General features: G+C 67.7%; 17 protein-coding genes. 5 read left to right on the top strand and 12 right to left on the bottom strand.

What is annotated here, in order from left to right; translation table 11 throughout:
• The first annotated feature begins 297 nt into the window (after positions 1-297).
• Positions 298-573, top strand: coding sequence for a DUF397 domain-containing protein (locus tag ACFW9D_RS21190; protein ID WP_384623826.1), 276 nt, complete (start codon positions 298-300; stop codon positions 571-573).
• Between the two features lie 281 nt (positions 574-854).
• Here ACFW9D_RS21190 and ACFW9D_RS21185 read toward each other — a convergent pair whose 3' ends face one another.
• The 6 genes from ACFW9D_RS21185 to ACFW9D_RS21160 form a co-directional block, all read right to left on the bottom strand.
• Positions 855-2,306 carry a PQQ-binding-like beta-propeller repeat protein gene (locus ACFW9D_RS21185; RefSeq protein ID WP_384623817.1) on the bottom strand — a complete coding sequence of 484 codons (1,452 nt, stop codon included), beginning with the start codon at positions 2,304-2,306 and terminating at the stop codon, positions 855-857.
• Positions 2,307-2,428: 122 nt separating this feature from the next.
• The gene (locus tag ACFW9D_RS21180; RefSeq protein ID WP_384623815.1) at positions 2,429-2,728 is read right to left on the bottom strand and encodes a WXG100 family type VII secretion target; all 300 of its coding nucleotides are present in this window, start codon (positions 2,726-2,728) and stop codon (positions 2,429-2,431) included.
• Between the two features lie 75 nt (positions 2,729-2,803).
• The gene (locus tag ACFW9D_RS21175) at positions 2,804-3,160 is read right to left on the bottom strand and encodes a WXG100 family type VII secretion target (RefSeq protein WP_384623813.1); all 357 of its coding nucleotides are present in this window, start codon (positions 3,158-3,160) and stop codon (positions 2,804-2,806) included.
• Positions 3,161-3,282: 122 nt separating this feature from the next.
• On the bottom strand, positions 3,283-4,506 hold the full coding sequence (locus ACFW9D_RS21170) for a S8 family serine peptidase (RefSeq protein ID WP_384623824.1): 1,224 nt from the start codon (positions 4,504-4,506) through the stop codon (positions 3,283-3,285).
• A 93-nt stretch (positions 4,507-4,599) separates the two neighbouring features.
• Positions 4,600-6,345 (bottom strand): hypothetical protein, encoded by a 1,746-nt coding sequence (locus ACFW9D_RS21165; protein WP_384623811.1) that lies wholly within the window; start codon positions 6,343-6,345, stop codon positions 4,600-4,602.
• A gap of 2 nt (positions 6,346-6,347) precedes the next feature.
• Entirely contained in the window at positions 6,348-6,809 is a 462-nt protein-coding gene (locus ACFW9D_RS21160; RefSeq protein WP_188336515.1) for a hypothetical protein, read from the bottom strand.
• Positions 6,810-7,353: 544 nt separating this feature from the next.
• Between ACFW9D_RS21160 and ACFW9D_RS21155 the strand changes: the two genes are divergently transcribed.
• Positions 7,354-8,403: a phosphotransferase family protein gene (locus tag ACFW9D_RS21155; protein WP_384623809.1), complete on the top strand. Its 1,050-nt coding sequence runs from the start codon at positions 7,354-7,356 to the stop codon at positions 8,401-8,403.
• On the opposite strand, the gene ACFW9D_RS21150 is transcribed toward ACFW9D_RS21155, so the two are convergent.
• The 3 genes from ACFW9D_RS21150 to ACFW9D_RS21140 are packed head-to-tail and all read right to left on the bottom strand — an operon-like array spanning position 8,357 to position 9,877.
• Positions 8,357-8,764, bottom strand: coding sequence for a hypothetical protein (locus ACFW9D_RS21150; protein ID WP_384623807.1), 408 nt, complete (start codon positions 8,762-8,764; stop codon positions 8,357-8,359). The two genes, ACFW9D_RS21155 and ACFW9D_RS21150, sit on opposite strands and share 47 nt — an antisense overlap.
• Positions 8,765-8,796: 32 nt before the next feature.
• A complete protein-coding gene (locus ACFW9D_RS21145; RefSeq protein WP_384623805.1) occupies positions 8,797-9,543 on the bottom strand; it encodes a hypothetical protein in 747 nt (248 codons plus the stop codon).
• A gap of 10 nt (positions 9,544-9,553) precedes the next feature.
• A complete protein-coding gene (locus ACFW9D_RS21140) occupies positions 9,554-9,877 on the bottom strand; it encodes a type VII secretion target (protein ID WP_384623803.1) in 324 nt (107 codons plus the stop codon).
• Between the two features lie 163 nt (positions 9,878-10,040).
• Here ACFW9D_RS21140 and ACFW9D_RS21135 point away from each other — a divergent pair, with 163 nt between their 5' ends.
• Positions 10,041-10,397: a hypothetical protein gene (locus tag ACFW9D_RS21135; RefSeq protein ID WP_384623801.1), complete on the top strand. Its 357-nt coding sequence runs from the start codon at positions 10,041-10,043 to the stop codon at positions 10,395-10,397.
• A gap of 25 nt (positions 10,398-10,422) precedes the next feature.
• Here ACFW9D_RS21135 and ACFW9D_RS21130 read toward each other — a convergent pair whose 3' ends face one another.
• The 3 genes from ACFW9D_RS21130 to ACFW9D_RS21120 are packed head-to-tail and all read right to left on the bottom strand — an operon-like array spanning position 10,423 to position 11,931.
• Complete coding sequence (locus tag ACFW9D_RS21130) at positions 10,423-10,785, bottom strand: hypothetical protein (protein WP_384623799.1); 363 nt, start codon at positions 10,783-10,785, stop codon at positions 10,423-10,425.
• Between the two features lie 25 nt (positions 10,786-10,810).
• On the bottom strand, positions 10,811-11,557 hold the full coding sequence (locus ACFW9D_RS21125; protein WP_384623797.1) for a hypothetical protein: 747 nt from the start codon (positions 11,555-11,557) through the stop codon (positions 10,811-10,813).
• Between the two features lie 53 nt (positions 11,558-11,610).
• Complete coding sequence (locus ACFW9D_RS21120; RefSeq protein WP_188336522.1) at positions 11,611-11,931, bottom strand: hypothetical protein; 321 nt, start codon at positions 11,929-11,931, stop codon at positions 11,611-11,613.
• Positions 11,932-12,179: 248 nt separating this feature from the next.
• Between ACFW9D_RS21120 and ACFW9D_RS21115 the strand changes: the two genes are divergently transcribed.
• Positions 12,180-12,560: a hypothetical protein gene (locus ACFW9D_RS21115; RefSeq protein ID WP_384623795.1), complete on the top strand. Its 381-nt coding sequence runs from the start codon at positions 12,180-12,182 to the stop codon at positions 12,558-12,560.
• Positions 12,561-12,811: 251 nt separating this feature from the next.
• Positions 12,812-13,297: a hypothetical protein gene (locus ACFW9D_RS21110; RefSeq protein WP_188336524.1), complete on the top strand. Its 486-nt coding sequence runs from the start codon at positions 12,812-12,814 to the stop codon at positions 13,295-13,297.
• Positions 13,298-13,327: the final 30 nt, after the last annotated feature.

Genomic DNA, 13,327 nt, shown 5'->3' with positions numbered 1-13,327 from the left:
GCTCGCTGCGGGCGGGGCGGGGGGGTGCGGGGCCTGCGCGCCGACCTCGCCGCCCCCGCCCCCCCCCCCCCCCTTTCGCCGTACCCGCCGCAAGTAGGCTGGCCACAGCTGCGGTTCATGGCGGGCCGCGGTGGTTCGGACGTCCGGAAGGGGCCGCTCACCATGGCGGAGACACAGGACCAGCAGGCGGCGCGGGACGCTCGGCAGCCCGAGGCACGGCCTGAGGCACGGCCTGATGCACGGCGCGAGGAGCAGCCTGAGACGCCGGCGGGCACTCCGAAGGAGACGCCGGAGGAGATGAAGGCCCGCAAGGAGCGCGAGAAGGACGAGCTCTACGCCCTCGACATCTCCGGCGTGGAGTGGCACAGCGCGCCCGGCACGGAGCAGCACGAGGAGCGCGTGGAGATCGCCCACCTGCCGGGCGGGGCGGTGGCGATGCGGTCTTCTCTGGAGCCGGGGACGGTGTTGCGGTACACGGAGGCGGAGTGGACGGCGTTCGTGCTGGGGGCGCGGGACGGGGAGTTCGATCTGGAGCCGGCGCCGGGGGTGGAGGGTTCGGGCGCCGCTGAGTGACGGATCAGCGGCCCGAACCTGGGGCCAAGGGCCCTTGAGCCACTGAGAACGTCGACAGCCAGGCCCGGACCCCGCAGTGGGGCGTCCTGGCCTCGGCACGGGTCGGGCGTTGCCCATGGATAACGAAGAGCATCTCGGCGACGGGTGTATTCGGGGAGCGGTGCGGGTGCCGTCGGCGACGCACGTGCCCAGGCGAGTGAGGGGAAGTTTGAAGCCGCCCTGTCTGAGCAACGCGGCTCATCCGGTCTGAGACGCACTAGAACAGGCTTTGCGCAGGGGTCTTACTTGGCTGGTCCCACCCCGAAGGCCATGTAACGAGCTTCCGAGATTCCATCCTTCTCTTTACCTCGTACCGCTTCATTCCCCATGAACAGCCGTCCGTCTTCGATGGCGATGATTGACCGTCCATCTGCGCTGCCACTCTCCGGCGGCATACTGAAATAGAAGTAGGTCTGCTGCTTACCTGTCTTCGGGTCCAAGCTCACCAGAGACAGCGGCGTCGCTTCGTCGGTGCCCTCCTTGACAGCCAGTGCCCGGTCTCCGCTCATGCGGATGAGGTGCAACTGCTGGTCCTGCCCGGCGTCGAACTTCACGCCGGACTTCCCCGTCGCGAGATCGAAACTGACAATCCAGTTGGTGTTGTTGCCCAATTCCTCACTCGCGGATCCGCTGGCGATGAACACCTGGTTTTCGGCCACGAGCGCGCCCGCACAACCGTCTCCACGCTCGGCACTGCAGTCCACGTTGTAGTGCGTGCCTTCCATCCGGATCGTGGCACTGTGCTTTCCGTGCTTGTCGAGGGACAGAAGGTCGGTCACCTCGTGTTCGCCTGCCTGGACCGCCAGGACGGCTGGCGAACTGGAAACGACGTAGGGCAGATCCACGCCCTGCGCGACCGGATAGGACCAGGTCACATGGCCGGTGCGGGCATCGACCTTCTCGATCCGATAGCGAACGTCATCGAGGCCTCCGGCGACCGCGCAGTCGATCCGGATCAGTAGCGCCTCGCCGCCTGCAGCTTGGCCGTCGTAGCACTCCTTGGTCCGACCTCTCTCCCACAGCATCTTGCCGGTACGCATGTCTGTACCCGCCGACCCCTGTTGCCAGGTAGTGACGACCACTCCACGCGTCATGGTGACCCGTGTGGGCTCACCCATCGGAGGTCGTTTCCAGGGAATCGTGGACTCCCAGAGGGGCTTCCCCGTGTCGAGATCGAACATCAACAGGTGGTTGCAACCATTGCCACGCTGGGGGTCCTCGTAGAGCACCGCAGTTCGCCCGTCGACCGTCACATAAGGCGTGGTGGCACAGATCTCACCTGGCAGTTCTTTCGTCCAGGCGTTGGTATCGTCCTTGATCCTCACGCCGAGAAGAGACGTGTCCCTGCCCTTGACGAGGGTCTTGTCTGTGACCCACATTCCAGGCGTCGACACCGTCTTCCCCGGCTTCAAGTCAGTCGCCATCATCGAGACTTCCAAGTGGCCGGCCCCACCCTTGCCCGGCAGATCTTCGACGGTCTCCCTGATGTCGTCAGGCGCGTCAGCCGCCTGAGAGTGCGGTGCCAAGTTGTCGACGGGCTCCGTCGCCTTGGGCCAGAGGAGCCACCCACCGACGGCCAGGACACCGGCAACGACACCCAGCGAGACGAGCGCGATGCTCCTTCGCCTCTTGCGGTCCCTCGACTCCGCTTGCCGCGACTGAGTGAACGGTGAAGGCGGAGGCCCGAACGCCATGCCGGATGTGTCCTTTCCTAACCAGGGCTGAATCGCAGGAGGTCGCTTGAGATCCGAGGCAACAGAAGGGGGTGGGCGCCTCCCGCGCGCGCCCACCCCACCTCAGACTGAAGGATGACGACCTACTGGAAGTAGCTCGCAGCCTTCTTGTCGCCGCCCATGTAGTCGCCGCCGGACTGACCGACGACGTGACCGATGCCGGTCAGCGCCGTGTGGATGTCATTGGCTTCCTTGTCCCAGCGGTGGAGCTTCTGGTCGAAGGTGCTCTGCGACTCACCCTCCCAGTACTGGAGGCTCTTCACGACCATCTGCTTGAGCTCCTCCAGGTCCTGCTCGAGGGCCTTGGCCTCGTTGCCGATCTGGGTGGCTGCCGTGTCCAGCCCGTCATAAGTGACAAGCAGGCCGTCTCCGTTGCTGACCATCTTCGTCTACCTCGTCTCGCTCGTCGGTGCCTGTTGGGATTCAGAGGGGATGTTGCTGTCCTGAGGACCCAACCGTCAGAAGGTGCTCAGCGAGGACGGCGGTGCGGAAACCGTCGGCGCACCGTCCTTGACGTCGATCTTCGCGACGGATGCGCGGACGTCGTCCTCAGTGTTGTCCTTGATGTTGCGGGTCTTGTTCATCGAGTCGATGACGTCGGCAAGGATCTTGCCGATGTTCTGGAGGGACTCGTTGATCTCGTACTGCTTCTTGTCGAAGGCAGCACGACCGATGCCCTGCCACTGGCCCTCAAGGCTGTCGATGACGCCCTGCAGGTTGTGCACGCGCTTGCGGATGCCCTCGTACTTCTCCGACATCCGCTTCTCGAGTGCGATTACTTGCTGATCTTCAAGCTTCTGCCTCGGCGTTCCCATGCTGCCCCTGCCCTTCTTGGTCTGCCTTTAATTGCTGTTGCTGTGGCTCGTGCCCCGATGCGAGGCCGAACCGCTCCCCCGTGGTCCACCCAAGAAACGCAGGGACCCCACGGTTGAAAGTCCTATTGACCGCGTCGCGCCCGGAGTACGGCGAAACCGCCGCCGCCGATCACGATGACTGCCGCGACCGCACCGAGCGCAATCCACAACGTGTTGTTGTCGCTTGAGGATTCCGCTTCCGATCCTGCCGCCTCCGCCGGGACTTCTGAAGCCTTCTGCGTGGGCTGTGACGAGCCTGATGCAGAAGCGGAGGGCTTGGCGCCGTTCGACTTCTCGGTGGTCTTAGCGGGGCCGCCGTTCTCCTTGGAGAGCGGGTCCGTGTCGGCCGGGCCGGGGTTGTAGTCCGGGTTCTCCAGAACCACCCGCGGGCGGATGATGCCGTAGCCCAGGTACGTGCTCGGGTCGCTCTTCTTCCACTTGCGGCCGGCCGTGTCGATCAGCGAACGCAGGACCTGGTTCGCCGTCCAGTCCGGGTGGGCGGACCAGATCAAAGCCGCAGCGCCCGAGGCGACACCGGTCGCCTGACTCGTGCCCTGCCCCCTGTCGCAGTAAGCCTTGAAGGTCGTGTCACACCAGCGCGGAAAGTCCTCGCCTGGTGCGGCAAGGTCGACGTACTGTCCGTGCGAAGTAAATTTCGTGGCCGTCCCCGACTTGTCTACGGCCGAGACGCCCACCGAGTAGGGGTAGGCAGCCGGATAACCGATCTTCCCAGTGCCCCCACCCTCGTTACCGACACCCACCATCAGCAGCTTCCCCTTGGAGGCCGCGTACTCGAGCGCCTTCTCCTCGTCGGGGTCGACGGTGTCACTGCCGAAAGACATGTTGATGATCTGCACGTCTGAGTCGGCCGCCGCGCGGATCGCCGTAGCCGTATCAGGCGTCCTCGCCTCTTCGGCCTTGTCATCCAGGCCCTTGAGGTTGACACGGAAGGGCACGATCTTCGCTCCGGGCGCAAGACCCTTGAGCCCGCCGCCCGCGCCCGTTCCAGCGATCAGCTCGGCGATCGTCGTGCCATGGCTGGTGTAGTCATGAGTGGCGTGGTACGAAACCGACTTGGGGACCTCGTCGGCCAGGACCTGCCCCTTGAGCGACGGCGTCGACGCGTTCACACCAGTGTCGATGACCGCGACCTTGATTCCCTTTCCGGTGCTGACCTTCCACATCTGTTCGGCCTGCATCGCGTCCAGGTACCACTGCTTGGACTGGGCGTCGTACGCCGCCGCATTGGGAGCGAACCCGACGCCCATGACAGCCAGCGCACCGACGACCGCCCCGACCGAACGCACACGTCTTGCCCCGCGCGCCCGGCCCATCGGGGAACGGTCGGCTCGTCGGCTGATCCCTGACTTCATGCTGCTGGCTGTCCTCGTCGCTCGGCTTCAGTTGACGACCGGCGGCACATCGCGCCGGTCGGCGGGCAGGTGGGTGTTCGGGTCCTCGACCACGTAGTCGGGCCGCTCGGACGTCTCGGCCTCTTCTTCCTTGGGCTTGCGGTTCTTGCCGGCGCCGCCGACCAGGCCCGCACCACCGCGAGTGGCCGCGGCGTTGCGACCGGCACCGCCACGTGCGGGGCCGCCGGCCGTCGAGCCCTGAGCACCGAAGACGCCCCGCTGTCCGACACGACCGGCCGTCGAGCGGCCGTTTGTACCGGCACCCTCCGTGCCGATCACCGAACCGCGCGGAATCCGCGAACCGCCCTGGTTCGTGGTGCCCGCGCGACCCGTCGGGGTCTGGCGACCGCCCACGACGCCGGTGGAACGGCCGACTCCCTTGCCGCCACCAGTACCCGGTGCCGTCGGCTTGTTGGTGGGACGCGCGGTCCCACCGGTGATCGCGCGGCCGGACGGCGGCGTGCCCTTGCCCGGGGCGCCCGCGGAGCGACCCGTCGAGGTCGAGCGCCCCATCTCGGTGCTACCGCCGCCACGCCCCATGGAGCGCTGCTGGGACGTGCCCGCGGGTCCGCTGGTGCGGCCCTGACCCGTTCGGCTCTGGCCAGGTCCCTGACTCGTCAGGGGGTTGCGCGTAGCGCCCGGGCCGGTGGTGCGGCCGGTCGCGGTGGGCGGGAACTGCGGGACGTAACCGGGGCCCGAAGGGCCGGTGGGTGTCGGCGCGTTGGGAATGTTCGTGGGGCCGGTCGTCGTCGGAGGCGGCGTGTTGGTGGTCGGCCTCGGCAGCGTGTCGACGCTGTCGATCTCCGTGCCCACGGGACGGTCCGGGACGGTGATGCTGCCGTCCACATCGGCCGGCGGTACGGTCGGCTTGACGGTCCCATCGGCCCGCGGAGGCGTCGATGTCAGGTCTTCCTGCACGCGACGCGTGCCACCCGTCTGGTCACCGATGGAACCGGAGTCACCAGTGCCACCAGCGCCCTGACCGTCGCCGCCGTTGTACTCGCCACGCTTGGGCCTCGGCACACCCACGTTCGGCATCGTCTCAAGCTTCGGCGGCGACTCCTGCAGCGTCTGGAGCTGCTCCGTCGACACCGCGTAGTACGAGGACAGGCGATTCATCTGGTTGATCGCCTCTTGGCGGTGCTTCTCGACCTTGACCGCCGCCGCGTACTTGTCGTTGCTGTCCACCTGCTTGGCAGCCGGGTAGTCGGACGGCTTCATCTTCTGCTCGTCCGCCGGGCGTTCGTCACGGGGCGGCATGGCGCCCCGGACAGAGGAGAGGCCCATCGAGGCGGCCGAGAGCTGGTCACCCGCGGTGCCCGCGTACTTGCCGAGGTCCTCGGCGTACGTCACGAGCTTCGCGCCCCACTTGCGGAAGCTGTCGCCGGACTCACCGACCCAGTGGACCTTGGTGATGTGGCCGTCGAGCTCGGACGCGGCCTTCTTGATCGCGTCGCGTGCGTCCCACAGTGCCGATCCGGAGGTCTCGAGGTCCTCCGGGTTGGTCGCATCGACCATGTCGAGCATCTGGTTCAGCGTGATGTCGGAGCGCTCGAAGTTGGACTTCCGGCCGTCGAGCGCCTGCCCGACGGGCGTCACGTCGATGACGGAACGGAAGATCCCGTTGATCCAGTGGCCGCCCTTGTTGTTGTCCTCGACGTCGTGCGCGAAGTCGGTGAAGGTGTTCTGCTGAGACACCCGCTCGCGGTCTGCGTCGTGCTTGTGGTCCGTCATGGTCAGAACCCACCGCCCTTCGTCGCGTCGTTGGTGCGCTTCGTGCCCTCTCGCTGCGCTTCCTGGGTCCGCTGGAGCTGGTCGACCTCGGTCTGGATCGCCCAGAAGCGCCGCCGCTGGTCCTCTTCCAGGTTGTCGAAGCCCCGGTGGGCGCCCTGCACGGCGATGCCGATGGCCTCGATCTGCAGGTTGAGCGTCTTGGAGAGCGTGACAAGCTCGCGGTGCACCGCGTGGTACTGCTTGAACAGGTCCTCGGCCTCAGGGAAGGCGAGCGCGCCCTCGTTGTGCAGCGACGACTTGTTGATCGTCTGCGCGCCCACCTTGTTCGGGTTGCCGGCGGATGCGTCCAGGTCACTGAGCACCGTGTTGACGCGCTTCTGGAACGTCGTCAGTGCTTCGCTCGTGACCTCAAGGTTCGCCGCCCTCGTCGCTGAGGGCCCTCCCACCATGTCTGCTGGAAGCACGACGCCTTCCTCCCCGTTTCCCCGTAGGCCGGTCTCCGTCGAGACAGGCCGTCCACCCTGAACTGCTTCACCGCGCGATGGCAAAGTTGGTCACGCCATACAACGCCTTGACCACTGTAGTCACCCGGCACTTCCACTCCAACCGAGCTTCTGCGATAACTCCGTCACGAGACTGCATCAAGAGCGCCTACTTTCCGGGCCAATTCGGACAACTCTGCTCGCGTGAAGCAACACTCGCCCACGACAGGTACGCAGTTCCGGGGCCGATCGGGCCCTGCCCCGGGGACCTCGTTCGACGTATCAGTGGGAATGTGGCCAATCTCGTACGGATGAATTCAGACACCCGACAGAACCCACCCCGAACTCTTCACGAAGTGGCCACAAATGCCATGAGTGCGTCCGCACACGCGGCACCTGCAAACTCTGCCGCCGGAAATCCGGTCGGAACGGTCGGCGGCCTGCGCGTACGCTGCGGGCCGGTCGTGAGGGCCGGCGGTACGGACCGACCGGCCAGCGAGCACCGTTCCTACGCCATGGAGGCACCGTGACACGAGACCAGCCGCCGTTCGGGGAAGCGCTGCGGGCAGAGCTGGGGGTGCCGGTGGAGAGCGTGGTGCTGGAGAGCAGTCCGCGGTCACGGGTGTGGCGGGTCGAGCTCGAGTCCGGGGTGCCGGTCGTGGTCAAGCAGCTCGTCGCCGGGCCGGAGGCGGCGGATCGGTACGCGCGTGAGGTGGCGGCGTTGCGGATCGCCGGGCGGGCTCAAGTGGCCGTGGCGCCGAGGGTATTGGGGGTCCAACCCGGCCAGTTGGTCGTGGTGTTGGAGCATCTTGAGCATCGGCCGCCCGCCGAGGACTGGATCGTGGGGTACGCGGAGTCCCTGGCCCATCTGCATGCCACCGCGCGCGCCTCGGATGCCGGCGGCTCCCTGCCGCGGTGGTCGGCCCCCGGTGAGGCGGACGTCGCCGCCTTTCTGCGGCTGGCCGGGGCGCTCGAGGTCCCGGCCGGCGACGAGGTCGCCGTCGAGCTCCGTGCCCTCGTCGAGCGGCTTGAGGAGGCTCCGGGAGCGGCGCTTCTGCATGGGGACCCCTGCCCCGGCAACGACCTGCACACCCCCGACGGCGTCCGGTTCATCGATTTCGAACAGGCCTCGCTGGGCAGCGGGTTGATGGAGCTGGCCTATCTGAGGATCGGGTTTCCGACGTGCTGGTGTGTGACGCGGGCGTCGGACGCGCTGTTGGCGCGGGCGGAGTCGGCGTACCTGTCGGCCTGGCGCGACGCCACCGGTACCGAACCGGGCGAGGACGTCGAGGCGGCGCTGGTCGACGCGTGCGCCGGGTGGGTCCTGCGGGGTGACGCACTGGTGCAGCGGGCGGAGCGCGGGGTGACCGACCAGTTGGCCCGGGTGGTGGAGGAGGACTGGGAGTGGGGGACGGTGACGGCTCGCCAGCGGCTTGCTCATCGGCTGGGGGTCGTTGCGGAATCGGCTTGCGGGCGGGGGCCGTTGAAGCGAACGGCTGAGCTCTGCGGGCGCATGCGCGCCGCCGCGCTCACCCGCTGGCCCGACCTCGCCCCTGTGCCCGTTCGGCGCCCCTGAGGACGTACCGGCCGCCCGCGGCCCGTTCCCGTTCGATCTCGTCCCGCAGGTCGGCGAGGTGGCACCGGGCCGCGGTTTGCTGCTCGGAGCGTTCGTCCGGCGAGAGCCGCTCGTACTCGCGAAAGCCTCGCGTCATGCGCTCGCCGAGCGCCTCCGCGTAGGCCGGGATCCGTGCAGCCTCCCGCAACCCGACACGGCCGCGGAGTACTTCACGCGCCATCTCGCGGAGGGGATCGTCGGGCGCCCTCTCGTCGGCAAGGCGCTGGAGGGAGGCGCGCAGGGCGCGGGCTCGGGCCTGGTCGCCGCCGGTGAGATCCATAAGATCCCGGTCCTGGACGACATCGCGGTGATCTTTGTTCATGGCACGTGGCCCTTCAGGAGGAGCCGGCGGAGTCACACCGTCGCGGCTGGATGGTCGTACTGCCCGAGCTTGTCGAAGGTGACGAACAGCCCGTAGATCGCCGCACCGATACCTTCCACGATGCCGACACCGCCGTTCAGCATCATTTGAACGGCCGCGATGCGCTTGGTGGCGAGGCCCCACTTGCTGAGCATGTCGGTGATCTCCAGGGCCGCCAGGCCGTAGCCCAGGAGCGCGCCGGCGCCCGACCACGACAGTGCGGTCCCGGCGGCCATTTCCACCGCCGCGATCAGCAGGCCGTCGATGATGCCCCCGAGGTACCCCTTGACGGCCTCGAAGGCGGAGTACGCGGCGTGGGTGAGGCGGTCGTACTCGGCGTGGAGCTTCCCGAACTCTTCCTTCAGTTCGTCGAGCCTGCCGGCCAGCTTGGAGAAGTAGAGGCAGGCGCCGTCCGCGGCCCTTCCGTCCCAGGTCCGGTCGAGTGTCGCGTTCCCCGCCGTGATGTTCTGCGACAACGCGTCGGACGCCTGGCCCAACTGGTCCCATACGTCAGCGCACTTGGCGAACCCTTCCCAGTCTCCGGCGATGCTCTCCAGCACCTCGTCCAGGGGGTTGAAGCCGAACACCGCGTTGTACGCCTCGGTGACCCAGTAGGTCGGGCTGACCAGGTCACCGCAATCGTTGAAGAGGTCCAGACCCCACCCTTGCGAGAACTCCTCCGGTTCCGCCGGAGGCCTGAGCGAAGCCGTCGGCTCAGTGACGTCCGAGAATGCAGCCATCTTCGCGCCCTCAGCTCACCGGTCGCTTGACCCGCGGATACGTCGCATCGAGGTTCGCCGCCACCCGCCTGTCGGTCTTCTCGTAATAGACGGCGCTGCGCCGCAGTTCGGTCGCGGCTCCCTTGAGGATCAGGACGAGCTGGTCCATGGCCGATGTGACGTCGGTGACCGCCTTGGCATGTGCCCGGGTGACGTGGTTCAGGATCCCCACGTCAGATGTCCCGACGCGAGTGAATCGCTCGCAGTGGCGCTTGAACTCCACGGCGTCGTCATGGGCTCGCCCCACCTGCCTGGCGTACCCCTCAAGATCCGAGGGCGTCACTCGCAGTGTCATTGCTCCGGCCTCTCCTGCGTCGATGCGTACACAGGTAACGGCAGGCCAACTCGCAGGACACGCATGACAGTTCAGCCATTCATGCGGAGTTGCGGGCTCGTTGTTGACCACGCCGGGAGCGCGGAGGCGGGGCATGGCCACACCGGGCGGTAACGTTCCGTGAATGAAGCATTACGGAGACCGAGAGCCTCAGGACAGCGGCGTTCGGCTGGGCGATCGCAGCGAGGAGCTGGCCGCGCTCGACGACCGCAGCCGCGGGCTCACCACCACCCTCGTCTGGCTGATCGCCTTCATGATCGGTGCGAGCTGTCTGGCACTCCTCGGGATGACGATGGTTGGCACCGCAGCTCGGGTCACACCGTGGCAGGTTGGCGCCTCCGTCCTCGGGCTCGTCGCGGACGGGGGCGTCGTGATCCTGCTCGTACGGTCCCGGCGGCGTGAGAGCTGGCCGCTGCTGCTCTGGGCGGGCGGGCTCGGCCTGGCGTGTTTGGCCGTGATGGCGTTCGCCGGGACCCTTTAGCTCCGCGCCACCGCCATGGGCGGGCTCAGCGCCTGCGGTCCCGGCGTTCCTGTTCGATCTCCGCCCTCTGTTCCGCCAGATACGCCCGCGCCGCCGCTTCCTGTTCGCGGCGTTCCTGCGGGGAGAGGCGTTCGTAGGCGCGGAAGCCCTGGGCCGTGCGGTCGCCGAGGGCCTCGGAGTAGGCGGGGACGCGGGCCGCTTCGCGGAGGCCGATGCGGCCGCTGAGGACCTCGCGGGCCATGTCGCGCAGGGGGTCGCCGGGGGCCAGGCCCTCGGCGAGCTTCTGGAGGGATTTGCGCAGCGAGCGGGCCCGGGCCTGGTCGCCGCGGGTGATGTCCATCAGGTCCGCGTCGCCGATCCGGCGCTCCTCGCGGTCGTCTGCGGGCACGGGTGCAACTCCTTGCGGATGAGCGTCAGATCGAGGGGTCCGGGTGGTCGTACGCGCCGACCTCCGGGAAGGTGGACAGGGAGCCGTAGAGGGTGGCGGCGATCGTCTCGATGACGCCGACGGCTCCGTTGACGATGGCCTGGGCGTTGCCGAAGGCCTCCGTGGCCTTGGCCCACAGGCGCAGCATGTTGGCGACCTCCAGGGCGGCGAGGCCGTAGCCGACCGCCGCGCCGATGCCCGTCCACGACAGCAGCGTGCCCGCCGAGATCTCGATCGCCGTGATGAGCAGGCCGTCGATGATGCCGCCGAGGAAGCCCTTGATGGCCTCCGCGGTGGAGTACGCGGCGTGCGACAGGTGGTCGTACTCGGTCTTGAGCTTGTCGAACTGGTCCTTGACCTCGTCGAGTTTGCCCGCGAGTTCGAAGAAGTACTTGTAGGCGGCGTCGCCGGCCCGGCCGTCCCAGGTGATGTCGAGCGTCTTGTTGCCCGCCTCGACGTTGTCGGAGACCGCGGCGACGGCCTTGCCGAACTGGTCCCAGACGTCACCGCACTTGGCGAAGGACTCCCAGTCGCCCGCGAACCACTGCACGACCTCGTCGAGAGGGTTGTAGCCGAACACCGCGTTGTACGCCTCGGTCACCCAGTACGTGGGGCTCATGAGGTCGGCGCAGTCGTTGAAGGTGTCGAGGATCGGGCCCTGGGAGAACTCCTCCGGAGCCTTCGGTGCGTGCAGCAGCGACGTCGGTTCCTTGACGTCCGTGAAATCAGACATGGGGATTCCCCCTCGGCTTTCTCTTCGACCTGTACCGACAGCCCGTACGCGGCCTACTTGGGGCGCTTCACCAGCGGGTACGTGGCGTCGGCCTTCGCGGCGACCGACCGGTCCGTCTTGATGTAGTACGTCGCGGACCTGCCGAGCTCGCCGTCGGCCGCCTTGAGGATGCTCTGCAGCTTGTCGAAGGCCGAGTTCACCTGCTGCACCGTGGCCGTGTGCGTCGTCAGGACGAGGTTGATGAGGCCCTCGTTCGAGGCCCCGACGGTGGTGTGCCGGCCGCAGTGGTTCTTGAACGCCACCGCGTCCTCCGCCGCGCGGCCGAGCTGCCGCGCGTAGCCCTCGAGATCCGAAGGCGTGACCTTCAGGTTCATGTGCACCTCATCCTCGTCCCCCACCGGGGTGCCGCCATGCGGAGACGCAGGCTACCCCAGCCCCTGATCGATCCCCAGTTTGCGCAAGCGAGCGAGCACACAAGCTTCACAGAGGAGTGCGGAGCGGATTTCAGCTTGAGTTGTATGGGGTGTTTTCGGCCAGGCTGGGGGGTGGCCGGAGTGGCCGTTCCGTTATGTGATCTTGCGGGGCCGTTCGCACCCCGCAGGGACTGGGTAGGGTGCGCGTCGTGACGAACGACAAGCACGGGAACACGAATTTCAGCCGGGCCGGTACGCGGCTGCCGGGTGACCCGGCGGCGCCCGGGTCGGCGGAATCGCTGGCTCAGGTTGACGATCGCAACTGGCGCATCACGTTTCTGCTGACCGCCACGATCGCCGTGCTGGTCGCCGTCCGCGCGCTGATGGTCGTCGGGTTGACCGTGGCGGGCGTCGGGGCCGGTTACCCGGCACCGGTCGTCGTGGCGTCGGTCGCCGTACTCGTCGTGGTGGCGGTCACCGCGTGGCTGCTCGTACGGGCGCGCAGAGCCCGCCGCTGGGCGCCGCTCGCGACCGCGCTGGGCGTCTGCCTGGCCGGGCTGATCGCGATCGCCGTGGCCGGACGCCTCTGACGCTGGAGCTCCACTGAAGCCGGTGACGGGCACCAGTGACGGACCGGGTACCTTCGCATGAATTCGCATGAAATCGGGTGCCCGACCGGAACCGTCACGGATCCTTCACGAGGTGCCCGCATCCGCAGGACGGGCGAACTGTGACGATCGCTCGCGGGCCCTGTGCACGCCGGGGCCAGTTGCTAGCTTGACTGCCGAAGCGGAGCGCCCGAGGGGCGCCGTCAGCGGGAGACGTACGGGGAGGCCGGCTCATGGCATGGGACGAGTGGGAGCAGCTGAAGGCGGACGCGGCCGGGCGGCAGACGACGGGGATGCGGTTGAACCGTGCCGACGGGGAGCCGCCGATGCCGTCGCAGACCGGTGATCTCCAGGTCAAGAACGGGGACCTGGCGAAGATCGGGTCGCACGCGCACACCCTCTACAACCAGCTGTGGGACAAGGCCCGCGTCGCCGTGCCGACCAGCGACACGGCGGCCGGTGACCTGAGCGGACAGGGGTTCGCGCTCGGCGGCGGGCTCAAGCACGTCTCCGACCGCTGGGACGAGCAGCTGAAGTCGCTGATGGACGCGTGCGCGCAGATCTCGAACCACATGCAGACCACGAAGAAGGTCCACGCGGGCGACGACCACTACATCTGGCGGCAGATGAGCAGCATCGCCTCCCTGGACGCCGGGTTCGACGAGCGGGTCGGCGAGCCGGGCGAGAAGAACCCGGTCTACGACACGAAGAAGAAGTGACGGCCGCGTCGGCAGAACCGGGTGGGGCCG

The organism is Streptomyces sp. NPDC059524, from assembly GCF_042749255.1.
Classification (GTDB): domain Bacteria; phylum Actinomycetota; class Actinomycetes; order Streptomycetales; family Streptomycetaceae; genus Streptomyces; species Streptomyces xanthii.
The sequence above is the reverse complement of the archived record's forward strand: the minus strand, read 5'-3'. Positions and strand labels throughout refer to the sequence as shown.